This window comes from Rhodococcus sp. NPDC076796 (genome assembly GCF_040702765.1).
In the GTDB taxonomy this organism is placed as follows: Bacteria; Actinomycetota; Actinomycetes; order Mycobacteriales; family Mycobacteriaceae; genus Rhodococcoides.
In genome coordinates, this window is the sequence record NZ_JBFBMS010000002.1 from 682,744 (window position 1) to 700,843 (window position 18,100).

14 protein-coding genes are annotated in these 18,100 nt (G+C 64.3%); 8 read left to right on the top strand and 6 right to left on the bottom strand.

Translation table 11 applies throughout. From position 1 onward, the window contains the following. Nucleotides 1-123: 123 nt before the first annotated feature. Nucleotides 124-1,608 (bottom strand): phenylacetaldehyde dehydrogenase StyD, encoded by a 1,485-nt coding sequence (gene styD, locus AB0366_RS08510; protein ID WP_366243464.1) that lies wholly within the window; start codon nt 1,606-1,608, stop codon nt 124-126. A gap of 292 nt (nt 1,609-1,900) precedes the next feature. Here styD and AB0366_RS08515 point away from each other — a divergent pair, with 292 nt between their 5' ends. The 3 genes from AB0366_RS08515 to AB0366_RS08525 are packed head-to-tail and all read left to right on the top strand — an operon-like array spanning nt 1,901 to nt 4,924. After that, the gene (locus AB0366_RS08515) at nt 1,901-2,959 is read left to right on the top strand and encodes a carbon-nitrogen hydrolase family protein (protein ID WP_347875979.1); all 1,059 of its coding nucleotides are present in this window, start codon (nt 1,901-1,903) and stop codon (nt 2,957-2,959) included. After that, nucleotides 2,952-3,953, top strand: coding sequence for a phenylacetaldoxime dehydratase family protein (locus AB0366_RS08520; protein WP_347875980.1), 1,002 nt, complete (start codon nt 2,952-2,954; stop codon nt 3,951-3,953). The genes AB0366_RS08515 and AB0366_RS08520 overlap by 8 nt, the downstream gene beginning before the upstream one ends. 20 nt (nt 3,954-3,973) lie before the next feature. Next, on the top strand, nt 3,974-4,924 hold the full coding sequence (locus tag AB0366_RS08525; RefSeq protein WP_347875981.1) for a helix-turn-helix domain-containing protein: 951 nt from the start codon (nt 3,974-3,976) through the stop codon (nt 4,922-4,924). A 6-nt stretch (nt 4,925-4,930) separates the two neighbouring features. Here AB0366_RS08525 and AB0366_RS08530 read toward each other — a convergent pair whose 3' ends face one another. Beyond that, entirely contained in the window at nt 4,931-5,908 is a 978-nt protein-coding gene (locus tag AB0366_RS08530) for an alpha/beta hydrolase family protein (protein WP_366243465.1), read from the bottom strand. A gap of 277 nt (nt 5,909-6,185) precedes the next feature. Here AB0366_RS08530 and AB0366_RS08535 point away from each other — a divergent pair, with 277 nt between their 5' ends. Both AB0366_RS08535 and AB0366_RS08540 read left to right on the top strand, forming a co-directional pair. After that, nucleotides 6,186-6,638 carry a MarR family transcriptional regulator gene (locus AB0366_RS08535; protein WP_317802197.1) on the top strand — a complete coding sequence of 151 codons (453 nt, stop codon included), beginning with the start codon at nt 6,186-6,188 and terminating at the stop codon, nt 6,636-6,638. Beyond that, entirely contained in the window at nt 6,635-7,021 is a 387-nt protein-coding gene (locus AB0366_RS08540; protein ID WP_366243466.1) for a DUF5313 family protein, read from the top strand. Before AB0366_RS08535 ends, AB0366_RS08540 begins: the two co-directional genes overlap by 4 nt. Here AB0366_RS08540 and AB0366_RS08545 read toward each other — a convergent pair. Beyond that, the gene (locus AB0366_RS08545) at nt 7,015-9,396 is read right to left on the bottom strand and encodes an ATP-binding protein (protein ID WP_366243467.1); all 2,382 of its coding nucleotides are present in this window, start codon (nt 9,394-9,396) and stop codon (nt 7,015-7,017) included. The two genes, AB0366_RS08540 and AB0366_RS08545, sit on opposite strands and share 7 nt — an antisense overlap. Before the next feature lie 122 nt (nt 9,397-9,518). Between AB0366_RS08545 and glgX the strand changes: the two genes are divergently transcribed. Further along, the gene (gene glgX / locus AB0366_RS08550; protein ID WP_366243468.1) at nt 9,519-11,561 is read left to right on the top strand and encodes a glycogen debranching protein GlgX; all 2,043 of its coding nucleotides are present in this window, start codon (nt 9,519-9,521) and stop codon (nt 11,559-11,561) included. Nucleotides 11,562-11,606: 45 nt separating this feature from the next. Here the strand turns inward: glgX and AB0366_RS08555 are convergent, their stop codons facing one another. From AB0366_RS08555 to AB0366_RS08565, 3 genes are read right to left on the bottom strand one after another with little or no spacing between them, the layout of a single operon-like run. Further along, on the bottom strand, nt 11,607-13,313 hold the full coding sequence (locus AB0366_RS08555) for a glycerol-3-phosphate dehydrogenase/oxidase (RefSeq protein ID WP_366243469.1): 1,707 nt from the start codon (nt 13,311-13,313) through the stop codon (nt 11,607-11,609). Continuing rightward, nucleotides 13,310-14,827, bottom strand: coding sequence for a glycerol kinase GlpK (gene glpK / locus AB0366_RS08560; RefSeq protein WP_128645694.1), 1,518 nt, complete (start codon nt 14,825-14,827; stop codon nt 13,310-13,312). Before glpK ends, AB0366_RS08555 begins: the two co-directional genes overlap by 4 nt. After that, nucleotides 14,824-15,678, bottom strand: a complete 855-nt coding sequence (locus AB0366_RS08565) for an MIP/aquaporin family protein (protein ID WP_128645695.1) — start codon at nt 15,676-15,678, stop codon at nt 14,824-14,826. Before AB0366_RS08565 ends, glpK begins: the two co-directional genes overlap by 4 nt. A 121-nt stretch (nt 15,679-15,799) precedes the next feature. Between AB0366_RS08565 and AB0366_RS08570 the strand changes: the two genes are divergently transcribed. Beyond that, a complete protein-coding gene (locus AB0366_RS08570) occupies nt 15,800-16,783 on the top strand; it encodes a sugar-binding domain-containing protein (protein WP_237669189.1) in 984 nt (327 codons plus the stop codon). Between the two features lie 399 nt (nt 16,784-17,182). After that, nucleotides 17,183-18,100, top strand: coding sequence for a DUF6745 domain-containing protein (locus AB0366_RS08575; protein WP_366243470.1), 918 nt, complete (start codon nt 17,183-17,185; stop codon nt 18,098-18,100).

Sequence of the window (18,100 nt, forward strand, 5' to 3'; positions counted from 1 at the left end):
GTCCGTTGAACTAAATCTTGCGACCTGCTCGTTACGAATCGCGTGTCCTTCCGTAAACACCGCGTTACCCCAGGTGAGCGGAAACTCGACCCCTGCTACGAAGTTCCGCTCACCTGCGAAGCTCTACAGGACGATCGTGACAACCTTCTCCTCGGTGTTGGCCTCGATGCCGGCCCACCCGAGCTCACGGCCCGTGCCACTGGTCTTCATGCCGCCCCACGGGAGCGCGGGATCGATTGCGGCCCAACCGTTCACCCACACCGCTCCGGAGCGCACCCGAGCCGCGAGAGTGTGGGCGCGCGAGACGTCGCGGGTCCAGATGCTCGCAGCCAATCCGTATACCGTGCCGTTGGCGATGGCGATGGCCTCGTCCGCCGTGTCGAACGGAATCACCGTGCCGACCGGCCCGAAGATCTCCTCCTGGGCGATCTTCATATCGTTGTCCGCATCGGCGAAGATCGTCGGCTCGACGAAGTACCCGGCCCCGTCCGGCCGGCCACCACCGGCCGCCACGCGCGCGCCGCCGTCGCGTCCGGCCTTGATGTACCCCAGCACGCTGTCGCGCTGCTTCGCGTTGACCAGTGCCCCCATCGTCGTCGACGGATCGAACGGATCGCCCAACACCTGAGCCGACGCCGCAGCGGCCAGACCGTCGACCACCTGCGAGTACAGCGAACGGTGCACCAGCACCCGGGTACCAGCCGCACACACCTGGCCCTGGTTGAAGAACAGTCCCATCGCGGTTCCGTTGATCGCCGCCTCGAGATCCGCGTCCTCGAGAATGATCTGCGGGGACTTCCCGCCGAGCTCGAGAGTCGTTCGCTTGAACGTGTCGGCAGCCTTCTTCGCGATGAGCCTGCCGACCCTCGGGCTACCGGTGAAGCTGATCTTGTCGACGTCCGGATGGCCGACCAACGCGTCGCCGGTCACTTCTCCCAGTCCTGGAACGACATTGACGACACCACCGGGCAGACCGGCCTCGTCCATCAGACGCGCGAGATGCAGGATGGACAGTGGCGCATCCTCCGGCGGCTTGACGACGAGGGTGTTTCCCGCGGCCAGCGCGGGCGCGAGCTTCCATGCGGCGATCATCAGCGGGGTGTTCCACGGAACGATCGCGCCGATCACTCCGACGGGCTCGCGCACGGTGTACGAGTGCGTCGGCTGCCCGAAGTAGCCCGCCGTGGGGATTGAACTTCCGGTGATCTTGTCGGCCCAGCCGGCGAAGTGCCGAAAAGTGGCTGCAGCATTGGGGATGTCGAGCATCGCCGGTTGCCCCACCGGCTTACCGACATCGAGGGCCTCGAGCCGCGCCAACAGATCGCCGTCGCGCTCGATCAGATCGGCAATTCGATTGAGCAGCTGTCCGCGGACCACTCCGGGCGTGGCACCCCATTCGCCACCGAGCTGGGCGCGAGCCGCACGCACCGCAGCATCGACGTCCGATGCCGTGGCTGCAGCAACCTCGGCCAGTGGCTGTTCCGTCGTGGGGTTGATGTCGGTGAACGTGCCTCCGTCGGAAGCGCCGTGCCACTGCCCTGCGATGTAGAGCTCGGTGGCGGTGTTTGTCGGCAACGACGGTGCGGCCGATTCTTGAACTGCGGTCATATTTACAAGCTCCTTCTCGGGTGCCGATCGCGGCACCTGTGGCGTGTCCGGTCCAGACTGCGCCCGGACAGACGAGAAGGTCTTGTGTGATCGCGCACACATTGTGCGATAGATGCGCACCGCCGACCGACCTCCACTCGTGACGATCGTGTGTCCACACACCCGGCCCCGGTTACCGCAGTGTTTCGGCATCCGGCCGTGCGACGGAGAGTCAATTTTTCCGACACATCGAGGCCATCGAATGGCCTTTCAGCAGGCAAAACTGGGGCACTCCCCAACGAAAGGCCCTTCCATGAACCACCATCAGTTCCGCGCCGCAGCAGTCCAGGCCGCGCCGATCTTTCTCGATCTCGACGCCTCGATCGACAAGGCGATCGGCCTGATCGAGGACGCAGCTCGCGCCGGAGCCGAGCTCGTCGCGTTTCCCGAGACCTACCTGCCCGGCTACCCCTGGTACATCTGGCTCGACGCACCGGCATGGGGATTTCAGTTCACGCAGCGCTATTTCGACAACTCGCTCGAGTACGGGACACCACAAGCCGACCGAATTGCACAGGCCGCCAAAGACAATCGCATCATGGTCGTGATGGGCCTGAGCGAGCGGTACAAGGCCAGCCTCTACATCGCGCAGTGGATCATCGACGCGGAAGGCAAGACCGTCGCGATGCGTCGCAAGCTCAAGCCGACGCACGTAGAGCGCACCGTCTACGGCGAAGGCGACGGCTCCGATCTGTCGGTGTACGACACCGATCTCGGACGCGTCGGCGCTTTGTGCTGCTGGGAGCACCTGCAACCGTTGTCGAAGTACGCGATGTACTCCCAGAACGAGCAGATTCACGTCGGCGCGTGGCCGAGCTTCTCGCTGTACACCGGCGCGGCATACGCCCTCGGACCCGAGGTCAACACCGCAGCGAGCCGCATCTACGCCGTCGAGGGAGGCTGCTTCGTCATCAGCCCGTGCGCGACGGTCTCGCCGGAGATGATCGAGATCATGTGCACCGACGACGCCAAGCGCGCGATGCTCACCGCAGGCGGCGGGCATGCTCGGATCTTCGCGCCGGATGGACAATTGATGCACGAACCACTCGCACCCGACGCCGAAGGCCTGGTGTTCGCCGACATCGACACCAGCTCGATCTCGATTGCCAAGGCTGCTGCCGATCCCGCCGGCCACTACTCCCGCCCCGACGTGACGCGGTTGTGGCTCAACAAGACTCCCGGCGACCGCGTCGTGTCGGGTGCGCAGCCTGTCGCGAACGCGCGGTACGACTTCACCGAGGACGTCTCCGCCGAGGTACGTCTCGAGATCACCGAGCAGCTCGCTCACGACGAGGACGCCGCCCGTGTCTGACCTCGAATCCGCGATACCCGATCATCTCGTCGGTCCACGGTCGTGTCCGCGCAGAACACCCGAGGGCTACCAGCCGCCCTTCCCGTCGTACGTCGCCCGTTTTCCGGTATCGACCGAGCGAGTCGTGATGGGCTACTTCGGAATACAGGGCATGCCCGACACCTCCCCGTGGGGTGACGAAGGCCCACCCCGGACGGACCGGGCGCGCTACACCGACGAGGAAGGCGTCGACACGACGGTGTTCATCGGCTACTGGGACGACACGGCGGATTTCGACGTGTGGTTCGACTCCGTCGGTCAGCACTGGACGAGCACCAGAGGCCGCTTCGTCGAGATCATCAGACCGACGGTCGATCGCTACGAAACACTGTTCTCGTCGGTCGGCCGGATGGAAGGCATTGCCGCACTCACCGATTCTCTCAGCGGAGAGATCGAAGAACATGCCTACTGGGGCGGGGTTCGAGATCGAATCCCGTTGTCGCAGAGCGACTCACTCGCTCCCAGCGGAGAACCGGAACTCGTTCGCGATGGCGACAGAGTCACAATCGTTCCGCATCACAACATCTGCCTCATCCGATCAGGGCAGGATTGGGCGGACACGGCCGGATCCGAACGTGAGATGTATCTGCACGATGTCGAGCCCGTTCTCCGTGCCGGAATGGATTTCCTTCGCGACGACGGCCTGGACATCGGCTGCTTCGCCAACCGATACATGACGGTGGTCGACGACAACGGCGTCGATACCGACAAGTCGTTCGGCGTGAGTTGGTGGCGCAGTCTGAGCGAATTGGAGTCGTGGGCCGAGTCCCATCCGACGCACGTGGCCATCTTCGCTGCTGCGCTGAAGTATCTGTCCACGATGGGTCCCGCGGCGTCACTGCGGCTCTATCACGAGGTCACCGTCGCCGCGGCGGAGGAACAGTACTTCGAGTACTTCGGTTGCCACGACCGCACAGGTCTACTGCGCACCGCTGCAGAGCGTTCTACTCTGTGACGAGACGGGAGGTACCTGACATGGGCGATCCGCTGCGCACCGATTCGGTGGACCAGGCCGACAGCGTCGACTTCTGGACGGCGGCGGTGAGCCGCACGTATGTCGATCTCGAATGCACGATTCCGGAGGACGCGTCGACGATCACCGGGCACATCGAATCCACCGGGCTCGCGACACTCGGTTTGTCGCGGGTGACCGCGACGGCCCAGAACGTGCTGCGGACGCCTGCAGGTATCTCCCGGACCAGTGAGGACTACTTTCTGGTCAGTGTGCAGACGTCGGGAACCGGGCTGATCGCCCAGGACGAACGGACGGCAGTTCTGGAGCCAGGAGATTTCGCGCTCTACGACTCGACGCGTCCGTACACCCTTCGTTTCGACGACCCTTTCTCCCAGTACGTGCTGATGCTTCCCGGTGCGACGCTGCGAACGCTCGTGAAGGACACGGGTTCCCTGACCGCGCGGGCGGTCTCGGGGCGCCGCGGGGCAGGGAAGCTCCTCGTCAGCATGATCTCGTCGATCATGGACGATGTCGACATGAGCGCTGCCTCTACCGAGGCCGTCTCGCAGAGCGTCGAGTACATCCTGGTCGCTGGCCTGGTCGGGCTGACCGGTGTCGAGAAGCCTGCACCCTACGCAGCCTCCGAACGGCTGGGCGAGATCAAGCGTGCCATGACGGCGCGGCTGCGGGATCCGGACCTGACAGTGACGGAAGTTGCGGCCTCGCTGCACTTGTCGCTGAGTACGGTTCATCGAGCGTTCGCCGGTGAACCGTGCACCGCCAGTGAATGGATCTGGATGCAGCGACTCGACGGCGTGAAGCGGGCACTGTGCGAGCCACAGAACGGCCGCACCACGATCGGCGCACTTGCGGCATCGTGGGGATTCACCGACCCGGCCCATTTCAGCCGCGCATTCCGCACCCGGTTCGGCTGCACCCCCAAAGACTTTCGCGACGGCAACCGCAGCTGAGCCGGCTCAGATCCCGAGCGAACCAGCCAATGTCGGCCAACTCTTGGGCAGCTGCTCCACCCAGTACGGCCACGAGTGAGTTCCGGTATCGGTGAAGTCGAACGTCGCGGGAATGTTCAGCTGGCCAAGTCGATCCGCAAGTCTATGGGTGCAGTAGTTCGCGCCCACCTCGATGATTCCGCCCAACACAACCACGTCCAATGCCTCTACGCTGTCGAAGCTCTCGTGCCGCCCCGGCGCTCCTGTTCCCACCGATACGTACACGTCGGTGCCGCGCAGGCTTTCGGCGTTGACCACCGAATCGTGTTGCACCCAGGCAGGATCGAGCGGGCCACCCCACATGTTGTCGGCGTTTCCGCCGAATGCTCCGACGATCGCGCGAATACTCGCCTGCCCCATGGGCTCCGAGGAGGCGAAACAACCGCTGTACGACGCCACCCCGGAGTAGAGGTCGGGGTTACGTGCGGCCAGCATCATGGCCGACTGTGCCCCCATCGACAGTCCGGCGATCGCGTTGCGTCCGTTGCCGTCGACGGCGGCGTCGATCAGCGGCGGAAGCTCCTCGGTCAGGAACGTCTCCCACTGGTATCGGCCGAGTTTGGGATCGTCCCGTTGCCAGTCGGTGTAGAAGCTGCCCGGTCCGGCCAGGGGTAGGACGACGTTGACGTTCTTGTCGGCGAAGAATTCGGCCGCTCCGCCCTTGCGCAGCCACATGCTGTTGTCGGGGTCCTCTTCGCCGATGCCGCTGAGCATGTAGAGCGTCGGCCGTGGTCCGGATTTCGCAGCGGGGGTAAGCACCTGGACCTCGACGACGGCCCCCATCGCGGGCGATTCCACGCTCAGCGTTCGCAGGGTCTCCGACGCGATCGACGTGTCGACGATCCGAGCGACCGGCTCGACGGGATCGGCCGTCGCGACGCCCACCGAGGAAACGGACAGCGCTGCGGCGACGACGAACGGGGTGAAGATGCGTCGACGACGCATGGCGATCCTCTCGAGAGTTGTCGTAGGGCGGGAGTTGTCACAAGGCGGGAGTTGTCACAAGAAAATGGCGAAGCGCATGGAGCATTACACAGCAACCGACCGGATGGAATGCCGAACGAAAATTCGCCGATTCGGACCGACCGGGACTCTGACAACACCTCACCGCACGAGCATTCGCCCTTCTTTGCAACATCTTTCAGGCATCGAGTTGCGACTTTCGGCATCGCATCGTCCACTAATTGTTAGTGCACTAACCAATTCTGGTAGCCTGGGCCCCGTGACGACCACCGAAGATCCGCTCGCGCTCGATCGTCAGGTCTGCTTCGCGCTCGCCGTCGCCAACCGTGCCGTGCTGTCGGTGTATCGGCCACTGCTCGAGCCGATGGGGCTGACGCATCCGCAGTATCTGGTGATGCTGGCACTGTGGGGCGAGTCGCCGATGTCGGTCAAAGCCATCGGATCTGCCCTGCAACTCGACTCCCCCACCCTCTCACCGCTGCTCAAGCGTCTGGAATCGATGGGGTTGCTCACCCGCAATCGAAGCGCCGAGGACGAGCGCGTTCTGCTCGTCGCGCTCACCCCGGCCGGGGCCGCGCTCCGCAAGAAGGCCGAGAAAATTCCACCCGCCGTCGTGGCGAAGCTCGGCGCGTCACTGGCCGAGCTCGACGAGCTACGACGCGTCCTCACCCGTGTCAACGACGCGGCCATCGCAGCAGGAGCATTGTCGTGAACACTCGCCCGACTCGCACCCGTCCGTCCTTCGGCCAATGGCTGGGTTACGCCGTCCTCGGCCGCAAACTCCCCGACGAGATGCAGGAGTGGGTTCGACGCGATCTCGTCGGGCCGGGTGCGACGCCGCGTCACATCCTGCGGTCGATGATTCCGTTCCTGCCGATCTTCATCGGATTCTTCGTCCTCTTCCCCGGAGCGATTTGGCTACGCGCCTCGATGGTGTTGCTCAGTCTGCTGCTCGCGCTGTTCTACACAGCGGCGTACATGGACCAGAACCGGGCCCGACGCCTCGAAATCCACGGGCTCCCGGCCGATCTGAAGAGCGAGAAGAAGACGGCCGAACTGGAACGGGAACGCGAGAACTATCGCCGCAATCACTGACGCTCTCGGCTGAGCCCGGCGGTGAAGTCGTCGATGATCATGCTGGCCAGGTCGCGGGTCTTGCGGTTGGAGTTCTGTGACAGATCGGTCAGCTGGGTGAACGCGGCATCTTCGTCGATGCGGTACACCGACATCAGGATTCCGACTGCGCGGCCGATCGTTCCGCGGGTGTCGAGGGCCGCACGAAGCGTCGACGCCTGGTTGTCGCTTTCGTCGATCAGCTGTTCACGCATCCGGGACAGTTCGAGGTGAACGCGCACTCGGGCCACGAGTTCCCGATCGTGGAACGGTTTGACGATGTAGTCCTCCGCCCCGCGGCCGAGGCCGTCGAGCACGAAGTCGGTTCCTGCCCGCGCGGTCAACAGGATGACCGGTACTCGCTTCAGCATGTCGTCACGCCGTATGTCGTCGACCAGTTCCAGTCCGCTGCGGCCGGGAAGCATCACGTCGGACAGCACGAGCCCCGGCTTCGTCGATCGCGCCCGTTCGAGAGCAGTGTCGATGTCTCCTGCCGTGGTGACGGACCAACCTTCGGCAATCAGCAAGCGCACGAGGTAGTTCCGCAGATCGACGTTGTCTTCCACGAGCAGGATGTCCGCGCGGTCGGCAGTCACCGTCGCCGAGTCGTTCGAGGCGAAGATCGCCGACACCGAATCGGCAGCGGTGGCGGGCCGGTCCAGGGCCGCGGCGGCTTCCACCGGCAGGCGCGGCACCACAACGGTGAAAGTACTGCCCCGGCCCACCTCGCTGTCGACCTCGATGCGCCCGCCGAGGGCTGTGAGAAGGTCCGATACGAGGGCGAGCCCGATCCCGGATCCTTCGATACTGTGCGCGCCGGAGCGTTCCACGCGGTGAAACCGCTCGAAGATGCGCGGCAGATCCTCGCCGGGGATGCCGAGCCCGGTATCGGCCACCACGAGCCGAACAGCGTCGGTGTCGCCCGTCAGGCGTACCGAGATCCGGCCGGACGGGGTGTACTTCACGGCATTCGCGACGAGGTTGAACACGATCTTCGACCACATCTCGGAGTCGATGAGCACAGTCACGTCCTCGGCTGTGTCGGAGACGAGCTCGAGCCCCTGATCCGACGCGACCGCCGCGAACATGGACACGCAGTCGCGCGTCACCGCGGCGAGATCGGTCGGCTCGAAACGTGCGACGAGTTGCCCGGCATCCGCGCTGACCACGTCCAACAGGTCGTCGACGAGTCGGCGCAGTCGCATCGACGCACGGTGAACGACGTCGAGGGACTCTCGATCGGACTCCGACAGCGTCGACGACGCACTCTCGCGCACCGAGGCCAACGGACCGGCGAGCAGCGTCAGCGGCGTGCGGAATTCGTGACCCACAGTTTCGAGCAGCCGCGTCTTCGCCTCGTCGGCCTCGGCCAGCGCCTCGACGCGTCGTCTCTCCATCTCGAAGGCATGCGAGGCAGTCAGTGCGGTGGACACGCGTTCGGCGACCACCCCGCAGAACGAGACGATCGCCTCGTCCACCACGCGATGACCGCTGACGCCGATCAACAGCGCCCCGACCGGTTCGATCCGACCCGCCATCGTCAACGGCGTCACGACCGCCTGTGGGACGTTTCCGACTACCTTCGCAACCTCGCAGGGCACCGATCCGTCCACCACCCGCAGAACGTCTGCGCACTCCCACGTCGACGCCTCGAAACCGGCCTCACCGTTGACTGCTACCCGTGTCAACCGGCCGTCCTCGGCCAGGTCCGCGCGCAGGTAGGCCGCCACCAGCGGGAATTCACGGGGCTCGCTTCCCAGAACCTCCACAGCGGCCCGGGCGATGCCGGGCGGGCCCGTCCCGTCGCCGGTGTCGAGTGAACCGAGTCGCAGCAATACGCTCATCCGCCGCTGGCCGAGAACCTGCATCGTGTCGTCGATCGGGGCGACGAACACTCCGAGAACAGTGTTTCCCGGTCCACGAATCGGGCTGTAGGAGAGGGTCCAATACGTCTCCTCGAGGAAGCCGTAGCGGTCCATCATGAACAGATGTCGGGCGCGGTGGACGGACTCGACGTTGTCGACCACCTGGAGAACCATGGGCCTTACGACATCCCATACCTCGGTCCAGCACGTACTCGCGCGCTGGCCGGCAGCGGCAGGAAACTTGTCCCCGAGGAAATCGGTATACGTGTGGTTGAAGATCTGCACCAGCTGCGGGCCCCACCAGATCAGCATCGGGATCGTCGACGGCATGACGGTACGTACGGCCGTCACCAACTCCTGCGGCCAGCTCTCCACCGGCCCCAAATCGGTCGCCGACCAATCCAGCTCGCGAAAACGCGCGTCGGTGGCGTTGTCACCCGGAAACAGCTCGTCCAACTGGACCGAACTGCCATCGGGTTGTGGGGAAGTCATCGCATCGTCCTTCGTCACTTGCGGCCGCCGGTGTCCGGCGGGCGCAACCTAGCAATCGATACTAGCCGAACGACCGGTATGCAGGCGTTTCGCTCGTCCCTTACGGGGGTACTGCCGCGAGCATGCCCTCCTCATCCAGTCTCCCGTATCCCCTGGGCGTCTCGCGTCTGTCGAACGACGGTGCCAACCTTGCCGTCTACTCCGAAACAGCGGACTCGGTCTCCGTGGTCGTATTGAACGATGACGGAACAGAGCGCAGTACAACTCCTTTGACGCAGCTCACCGGCCACGTCTTCCACGATCTGGTTCCCGATGTGACGCCGGGTGCCCGCTACGGGCTGCGCGTCGACGGCCCGTGGGATCCCGCGTCGGGGCTGCGGCACAACTCGGCGAAGTTGCTGCTCGACCCGTACGCCACCGCCGTCACCGGCCAGGTCGATTGGAACGAGTCGGTCTTCTCGCATCTGCATGCCGAGCCGGAGACCCGCAACGACGAGGACTCGGCACCGCACATGCCGTATTCCGTTGCCGTGCAGTCGAATTTCGACTGGTCGGGAGACGAGTCACCGCGTACGCCGTTGGACCAGACGGTCGTCTACGAGGTGCACGTGAAGGGATTCACCGCCACCAATCCCGATGTGCCCGAGGATATTCGCGGCACCTACGCCGGCCTGGCGCACCCCGCCGCGATCGCGCATCTCAAGCGCATCGGCGTCACCGCAGTGGAGTTGCTACCGATCCACCAGTTCGTCCAGGATTCGCACCTGCTCGAAGAGGGCCGACGCAACTACTGGGGATACAACTCCATCGGCTTCTTCGCCCCGCACAACGAATACAGCAGCAGCGGCGACACCGGCGGCCAGGTGGACGAGTTCAAGGCATTGGTCAAAGCCATGCACGACAACGGTATCGAGGTCATTCTCGACGTCGTCTACAACCACACCGCCGAGGGCAATCATCTCGGACCGACGCTCTCGCTCAAGGGAATCGACAACGGCTCGCACTACCGACTGGTCGACGACGACCGGAGCGCGTACTACGACACCACCGGCACCGGCAACAGCCTCAACGTCGGCCACCCCGCGGCCCTGGCCCTCATTCTCGACTCACTGCGCTACTGGGTGACCGAGATGCACGTCGACGGCTTCCGCTTCGACCTCGCCAGCACCCTGACTCGTCAGGACTCGGACCTGAACGTGCACAGCGCTTTTCTGAGCCTCGTACATCAGGATCCGACGCTCGCCCCGGTCAAGCTGATCGCCGAACCGTGGGACACCCAGGGCTACCAGGTGGGCGGATTCCCGGCCCGCTGGTCGGAGTGGAACGGCAAGTTCCGCGACGACGTCCGTGACTTCTGGCGCGGCGAGAGCGGCGCACTGCCTGCGCTGGCTCAGCGCGTCACCGGCAGCCCCGACGTCTACGAGAGCACCCGTCGACCCACGTTGGCGAGCGTCAACTTCATCACCGCACACGACGGTTTCACGTTGGCCGACTTGAACTCCTACGACGACAAGCACAACGAGGAGAACGGCGAGGACAGCCAGGACGGCGAGTCCGACAACCGCTCGTGGGGCTGCGGGGCCGAGGGCCCGACCGACGACGAGGGCGTCAACGCGCTGCGGGCCCGCCAGCAACGTAACCACCTGGCCACGCTGCTGCTCTCGGCCGGAGTTCCGATGATCCTCGGCGGCGACGAGCTCGGCCGAACGCAGAACGGCAACAACAACGCCTACTGCCAGGACAACGAGGTCTCCTGGTTCGACTGGAGCACAGCCGATCAGGAACTCATCGACTTCACTACCCACCTCATCGCGCTCCGTCAGGAACACCCGGCCCTGCGCCCCACGTGGTTCCGGCACGACAGCGATTCCGAAGAAGAGGGAGCCGGTCCGGACACCGTCGACTTCTACCGCGCCGACGGTGAGAAGCTGTCCGACGAGGACTGGTCGGACGGCAACGCCCACAGCATCCTGGTGTTGATGCGCGCAGGCGAGGGCGACGCGTCGTTCGCGTGGATGGTCAATGCCTCACCCGGGACCGTGGATTTCACCTTGCCGAAGGGCATGTGGACTCTGTCGACCTCGAGTGACCCGGACCAGGCATACGAGGCCGGTGGCCCGTCCATCCTGATCCGGGAGCATTCGTTCACATTGCTGCAGGGCTGATCCAGCAGCGGTCCTGGCGTTCCAGGACCGCTGCTGTCAGCGTTGTCAGCTCACGCCGAGACGCACGTCCGGTGCTCCGAGACGAGCCGCATCGGCGGTGTCGTCGTCGGGCTGTTCCTGCGAATCGCGTTCTGCGAGAACGCGAAGCCGGTAGTGCTCGATTTCCTCGGCCACGTGCTGCGCATCCCATCCCAGGATCGGTGCGACGAGATGCGCCACTTCCTGTGCAGCCGCCTCACCGCGGTCGGGGACCTCGATGGAGATGCGCGTACGACGGGTCAGGATGTCGTCGAGATGTTGCGCGCCTTCGTGACTGGCCGCATAGACCACCTCCGCCTTGAGGTACTCCGGTGCACTTTCGAGAGGATTGCCGAGCTCCGGATCGGCGTCGATCAGATCCAGCAGCTCACCCATCAGCGTGCCGTACCGACCGAGCAGATGCTCGACGCGTGAGACGCGCATACCGGTGCGCTCGGCCGTCAGGGCCCGGGAGTTGAACGCCCCGAGGTAGCCGTCGGCACCGACGAGCGGAATGTCCTCGGTGACGCACTTCGGTACCGTCCGTTCGAGCCCGTGGACCGCGGAATCGACTGCGTCCTTGGCCATCACGCGATAGGTGGTGTACTTGCCACCCGCGATCACCGTCAGCCCTCGTACCGGGCTGGACACCGCATGCTCACGCGAGAGCGTGCTGGTGGAGTCCGATTCGCCGAACAGCAACGGTCGCAGTCCCGCATACACACCCACGACGTCGGTGCGGTCCAGCGGATCGGCCAGCAGCTTGTTTACGTGGCCCAGAATGTAGTCTATGTCGCTCTGGCTCGCGGCCGGGTGGGCCAGGTCGAGCTTCCAGTCGGTGTCGGTGGTGCCGATGATCCAGTGACTCCCCCACGGAATGACGAACAGCAGACTCTTCTCGGTTCGGGTGATGATGCCGGTGGCACTGTTGATGCGATTGCGTGGCACCACCAGGTGCACGCCCTTGGAGGCACGAACCTGGAACTGTCCACGGCCACCGACCATCTGCTGCACCTCGTCGGTCCAGACACCGGCCGCGTTGATGACCTGCTTGGCCCGGACCTCGAAGGAGCGGCCCGTTTCGAGGTCACTGGCCACGACGCCGACGACCTTGTCGTCCTCCCGCAGGAAGCCCGTGACGCGAGTGCTGTTGGCGCACAACGCGCCGTAGGCAGCGGCGGTACGAGCGAGCATCATCGTGTGCCGGGCGTCGTCCACCTGACCCTCGTAGAACTTCACCGCACCGCGGATCGCCGAGCGCTTGCCGGACGGGAAGGACTCGAGCGTCTTCTTCTTGCCGAGGTGCATGTGATGACTCGGCACGCCGCGTCCGGCACCCATGACGTCGTACACGCCGATGCCGAGTCCGACGTACGGACGGTCGATCACCTTCTCGAGCGGATAGATGAACGGCACCGGGCGAGCGAGGTGCGGGCACAGCTTGTTCAGTACCAGCGAACGCTCCTTCAGTGCCTCGAACACCAACGCGAAGTTGAACTGCTCGAGGTAGCGCAGACCGCCGTGGAACAGCTTGCTCGAGCGGCTGGAGGTGCCGGCCGCGTAGTCACGCGCTTCGAGCAGACCGACCTTCAGGCCGCGCGTGACGGCGTCGAGTGCGGTGCCCGCTCCGACGACGCCGCCGCCGATCACCAGGATGTCGAGCTCTTCGGCTTCCATCCGTGCCAACGCGTCTGCGCGGGACTGCGGGCTCAAAGCCGTTGTGGTGGAACTCATTCTTCATCAACCCAATCGAGAGTACGTGTTACTGCCTTCTTCCAGCCGGCGTAGAGCTTCGCCCGCTGGTCTTCGTCCATGGACGGTGTCCATGTCTTGTCCTCGGCCCAGTTCTGACGGATGTCGTCCTCGCTCTCCCAGTACCCGACGGCAAGGCCGGCCGCGTATGCCGCTCCGAGAGCGGTGGTTTCGGCGACGACGGGCCGGACGACGTCGACGTTCAAGATGTCGGACTGGAACTGCATGAGCAGCTCGTTGACGACCATGCCGCCGTCGACCTTGAGCACCTCGAGATCGACCCCGGAGTCCGCGTTCATGGCCTCGATGACCTCACGCGTCTGATACGCGGTGGCTTCCAGGACGGCGCGTGCGAGGTGCCCCTTGTTGACGAATCGCGTCAGTCCCACGATGGCACCGCGGGCGTCCGACCGCCAGTGTGGGGCGAACAGACCCGAGAACGCAGGGACGAAGTACGCACCGCCGTTGTCGTCCACCGACCGCGCGTCGGTCTCGATGTCCGCGGCCGAGGAGATCATGCCCAGGTTGTCGCGCAGCCACTGCACCAACGAGCCCGTCACCGCGATGGAACCCTCGAGCGCGTACACCGTCGGCTGGTCGCCGATCTTGTAGCAGACGGTGGTGAGCAGGCCGTTCTTGCTCATGACCTTTTCCGTGCCGGTGTTGAGGAGCACGAAATTGCCTGTGCCGTAGGTGTTCTTGGCTTCACCGGGAGACAGGCAGGCCTGCCCGAAGGTGGCTGCCTGCTGGTCGCCCAGGATTCCGGAGATCGGCACTCCGCGGAACGGTCCGCGTTCACGGCCGGTGCCGTACACCTCGGAGCTCGACCTGATCTCGGGCAGCATCGACATGGGAATGCCCATGTCGGCGCAGATGCCCTCGTCCCACTGCAGGGTGTCGAGATCCATCAGCAGGGTGCGCGAGGCGTTGGTCGGATCGGTGTAGTGCAACCCGCCGTCGGTGCCGCCGGTCATGTTCCACAGCACCCACGTGTCCATGTTGCCGAAACACAGTTCTCCCGCTTCGGCTTTCGCCCGTGCGCCGTCGACGTTGTCGAGGATCCACTTGATCTTGGGGCCGGAGAAGTAGGTGGCCAACGGCAGGCCGGTCTTGGCGGTGTACTTGTTGGCGTCGCCGCCGCCGAGTGCGGTGGCGATGCGATCGGTACGGGTGTCCTGCCAGACGATGGCGTTGTAGATCGGCTTGCCCGTCTCGCGCTCCCACACCAGCGCCGTCTCACGCTGGTTGGTGATACCGACTGCGGCGATGTCCTCGCGCGTCAGATCCGCTGCGGCCATGGCACCGGCCGCGACGGCGCGCACGTTGTCCCAGATCTCCGACGCGTCGTGCTCGACCCAGCCGGCCTGCGGGAAGATCTGCTGATGTTCCTTCTGATCGACCGCGACGACGGTGCCCGCGTGATCGAAGATCATGCAGCGTGAAGACGTGGTTCCCTGATCGATCGCGGCGACGTACTTTCCTGCGAACTCGGTCATGGCTTCTCTCCTGTGGTCTGGGTGTCTGCTGGGAGTCGTGATGGCGGCTCGGGCGTCGAACCTTCTTGTTTGCGTAGGTTCTTTCCGATGAGCAGGTCGTACAGGAACACTCCTATCGGTCCGCCTACGAGAGGTCCGACGATCGGGACCCAGAAGTACAGGCCACCGTATTGATCTCGCCAGGCTCCACCGTATCCGGTGATGTACGACGCCAGGCGAGGTCCGAAATCTCGGGCCGGATTGATCGCGTATCCGGCGTTGGTGGCCCATGCGAAGCCGATGGCGACGACGATGAGGCCGACGATCAGTGGGGCCATGTTGGCCATCGGTGCGGTGCCGAGTGAATCGGTCACTGCCACAATGAGGAACAGCAGGATCGCGGTGCCGATGATCTGATCGATCAGCGCCGAGGACACACTGACGGGCAGAGTTCCGTTTCCGGGAAGCGTCGAGAAGATCGTCTGGGTAGCGGTGGTGTGCCCGGGGTCCACTGCGTTGATCATGTCGTTGTAGTTCCAGCGCACCAGCAGCGCGGCCACGAAGGCACCTGCGGTCTGCGCGAGGACGTAGGGCGCAACCATCTTCCAGCTGAATCCGCGGAAGAGTGCGAACGCGATCGTGACCGCGGGGTTGAGGTGCGCGCCGGTGATACGACCCGCGACGTAGATGCCGAACATCACGCCCAGCCCCCATGCCCAGGCGATCGAGTCGTGGTCTCCGAGACTTCCCGATTCACCGCCCGAGACCACCTGCGCGACGACGCCGACGCCGAACAGAATGAGAATCATGGTTCCGGCGAACTCGGCAGCCATGTGCGCCGGCAGTCCCCATTCCGGTTCCTTACGAGCCATTGTGTAGCCTCCGCAAAGTTGGTGATGCACGCCACATTGCGTGCTGTTTGCCACGGTAGACGGCCTGCACTGCGTTGCACAGCTGATGCACATATGTGCAAAGCGGTCGTACACTGCGACTGTGACGGACCAACGAATTACGCCCGAATCGGATCTGCGGACCGGCCATGCCACCCAGGCAGCGCGCCTCTACTACTTCCAGGACATGACGATGGCGGCGATCGGCCGTGAGCTGGGCGTATCTCGTTCGACAGTCTCACGACTCATCACGTTCGCGCGGGCATCAGGACTGGTGGAAATCAAGATCTCCACCCCACTGGGTCAGGCACCACGAATCGAGCGGGCATTCGCCGATCTGTACGACATTCGTGCACATGTCGTCCCCGTGTCGGAAACCGTGGACGAATTGCAACGCCTCGATCGGGTTGCCACCTTCGCAGGCCGATTGCTGACATCGTTCTTCGAGTCCGACATGGTGATGGGCGTCGCCTGGGGAACCACCGTCAGCGCCGTCAGCCGTAAGCTCGCACCCAAACGAACCCACAATTCGACCGTCGTACAGCTCAACGGCGCAGCGAACACCCGCACCACCGGAGTCTCCTACGCCACCGACATCGTCCGAACCTTCGCCGACGCCTACGGCGCTGTGGCACAGGGTTTTCCGGTTCCTGCATTCTTCGATTACCCGGAAACCCGGCAACACCTGTGGCGTGAACGCAGCATCAAGCGAGTACTCGAACTGCAGGATCGGATGAACTTGGCCGTGTTCAGCATCGGCGTCATGAGCGGCGCCGTTCCGAGTCACGTCTACAGCGCCGGCTACCTCGAGCGTGAGGATCGAGCCGAGCTCCAGCGCGACGGCGTCGTCGGAGACATTGCCACCGTGTTCCTGCGCTCCGACGGCAGCCACAACCGAATTGCGCTGAACGACAGATCGAGTGGACCGAGTCTGGATCGACTCAAGGTGGTACCGCGCCGAGTATGCATCGTCGCCGGAGCGTCCAAACTCGATGCCCTCACCGCCGCGCTGCGCGGCGGATTGATCACCGACCTCGTCATCGACGACATCAGCGCGGCCCAGTTGATCCTGCGTTCGCGTGGCTGACCTCTTGCGCTCATCCGATTCTCGTGTCACTCTTTTCTTCATGACAACCGGAAAGGCGGACACCGCCTCCCTCACGTGAGCGCCGTGCCGATGCCGTCGACATTTCCCCGTCGCGGCACATTCAGTGACAATCCCGATGAATACGCCGAAAGCATTCGTGCGGTCTGCGCGCAGCGCGATCGATGGCTCGGCTACGGTCTGAAAGCCGGCCCCTCCGATAGAACGACTGCGGAATCCGCAGTGGCACAACTATATCGGCGATCTGGATACCGGGAGCCGAAGTTCGTCTGGGTGCCCTCGCCCCCAGCCGCGGCAGCGTTGATCGCCGCTCGAACAGCGGCGCAGGATGCACACGTCGGTACCCGGATACCCTCGTTACTGTCCGATTCCCGGCGGCGCATGGACCGTAGAATCGATCGACGACATATCGAATGGCCGAGTCGACACTCCCATCGGGACCCCAACGCGCAACGCGATCTCGAAGCGCGTATCGCCGTCGCACGCCGCTCACCGACGGACGCAGCCCGCGCCGGCATCGGTCCCGATCCGATCATTCGCCGAACCGTACGGAAGTCGTTGCACACCAGCCTCTTCGACGGTGTTGCCACAGCCATCAGATCCCTGGTGCCACACCCTTTCGGCACCATCACCTGGTACGGGCAACAGGAAGCCCATCGCGTCGCCTACTACGACATCTATCGCTCTTTCGACCTCATGACGTTCGGGCGCGAGGACAACGAGCTACTCGACATTCAATCGGCCCTCGTCGAATCGACAGGGTGGTGGTGGGCGTTCGACGACATCGCAGTGATGTCCGAACGGCCGACAACCCTGCACACCGAACCGCTACCCGATCCGGTGCACGGTGAAGTGCGACTGCACAATTCGACCTCTCCGGCAATCGAGTTCGGTGACGGCAGCGGTGTCCATGTCCTCAACGGCACCGTGGTTCCCGATTGGGTGATTCACGATCCGACCGTCGAACGCATCACCGTCGAACGCAACGTCGAGATCCGACGAAGCGCCATCGAACGAATCGGCTGGGATTCCTATCTGGAGCAGGCCGGTCTACGACTGGTCGACACCGACGACGATCCGGGCAATCCCGGCTGCAGCCTGCAACTGTTCGCCACACCCGCCGGCTGGGGAGACGAGGGACGAATACTGCTTGCCGTCAACGGTTCTCGCGAACGAGACGGCGAGCGTCGGCGATACGGTCTCCATGTCCCCGGCGCGTTCTCGTCCGCAGTCGACGCCGCGGGCTGGACCTACGGCCTGGCCGGAGCCGACTACGGCCGACTCCTCCGCCGTACCTGA

Coding starts and splice junctions, on each gene's coding strand:
- styD (WP_366243464.1), bottom strand. CDS start 1,608: ATGACCGCAGTTCAAGAATCGGCCGCACCGTCGTTGCCGACAAACACC.
- AB0366_RS08515 (WP_347875979.1), top strand. CDS start 1,901: ATGAACCACCATCAGTTCCGCGCCGCAGCAGTCCAGGCCGCGCCGATC.
- AB0366_RS08525 (WP_347875981.1), top strand. CDS start 3,974: ATGGGCGATCCGCTGCGCACCGATTCGGTGGACCAGGCCGACAGCGTC.
- AB0366_RS08530 (WP_366243465.1), bottom strand. CDS start 5,908: ATGCGTCGTCGACGCATCTTCACCCCGTTCGTCGTCGCCGCAGCGCTG.
- AB0366_RS08545 (WP_366243467.1), bottom strand. CDS start 9,396: ATGACTTCCCCACAACCCGATGGCAGTTCGGTCCAGTTGGACGAGCTG.
- glgX (WP_366243468.1), top strand. CDS start 9,519: ATGCCCTCCTCATCCAGTCTCCCGTATCCCCTGGGCGTCTCGCGTCTG.
- AB0366_RS08555 (WP_366243469.1), bottom strand. CDS start 13,313: ATGAGTTCCACCACAACGGCTTTGAGCCCGCAGTCCCGCGCAGACGCG.
- glpK (WP_128645694.1), bottom strand. CDS start 14,827: ATGACCGAGTTCGCAGGAAAGTACGTCGCCGCGATCGATCAGGGAACC.
- AB0366_RS08565 (WP_128645695.1), bottom strand. CDS start 15,678: ATGGCTCGTAAGGAACCGGAATGGGGACTGCCGGCGCACATGGCTGCC.
- AB0366_RS08575 (WP_366243470.1), top strand. CDS start 17,183: ATGGACCGTAGAATCGATCGACGACATATCGAATGGCCGAGTCGACAC.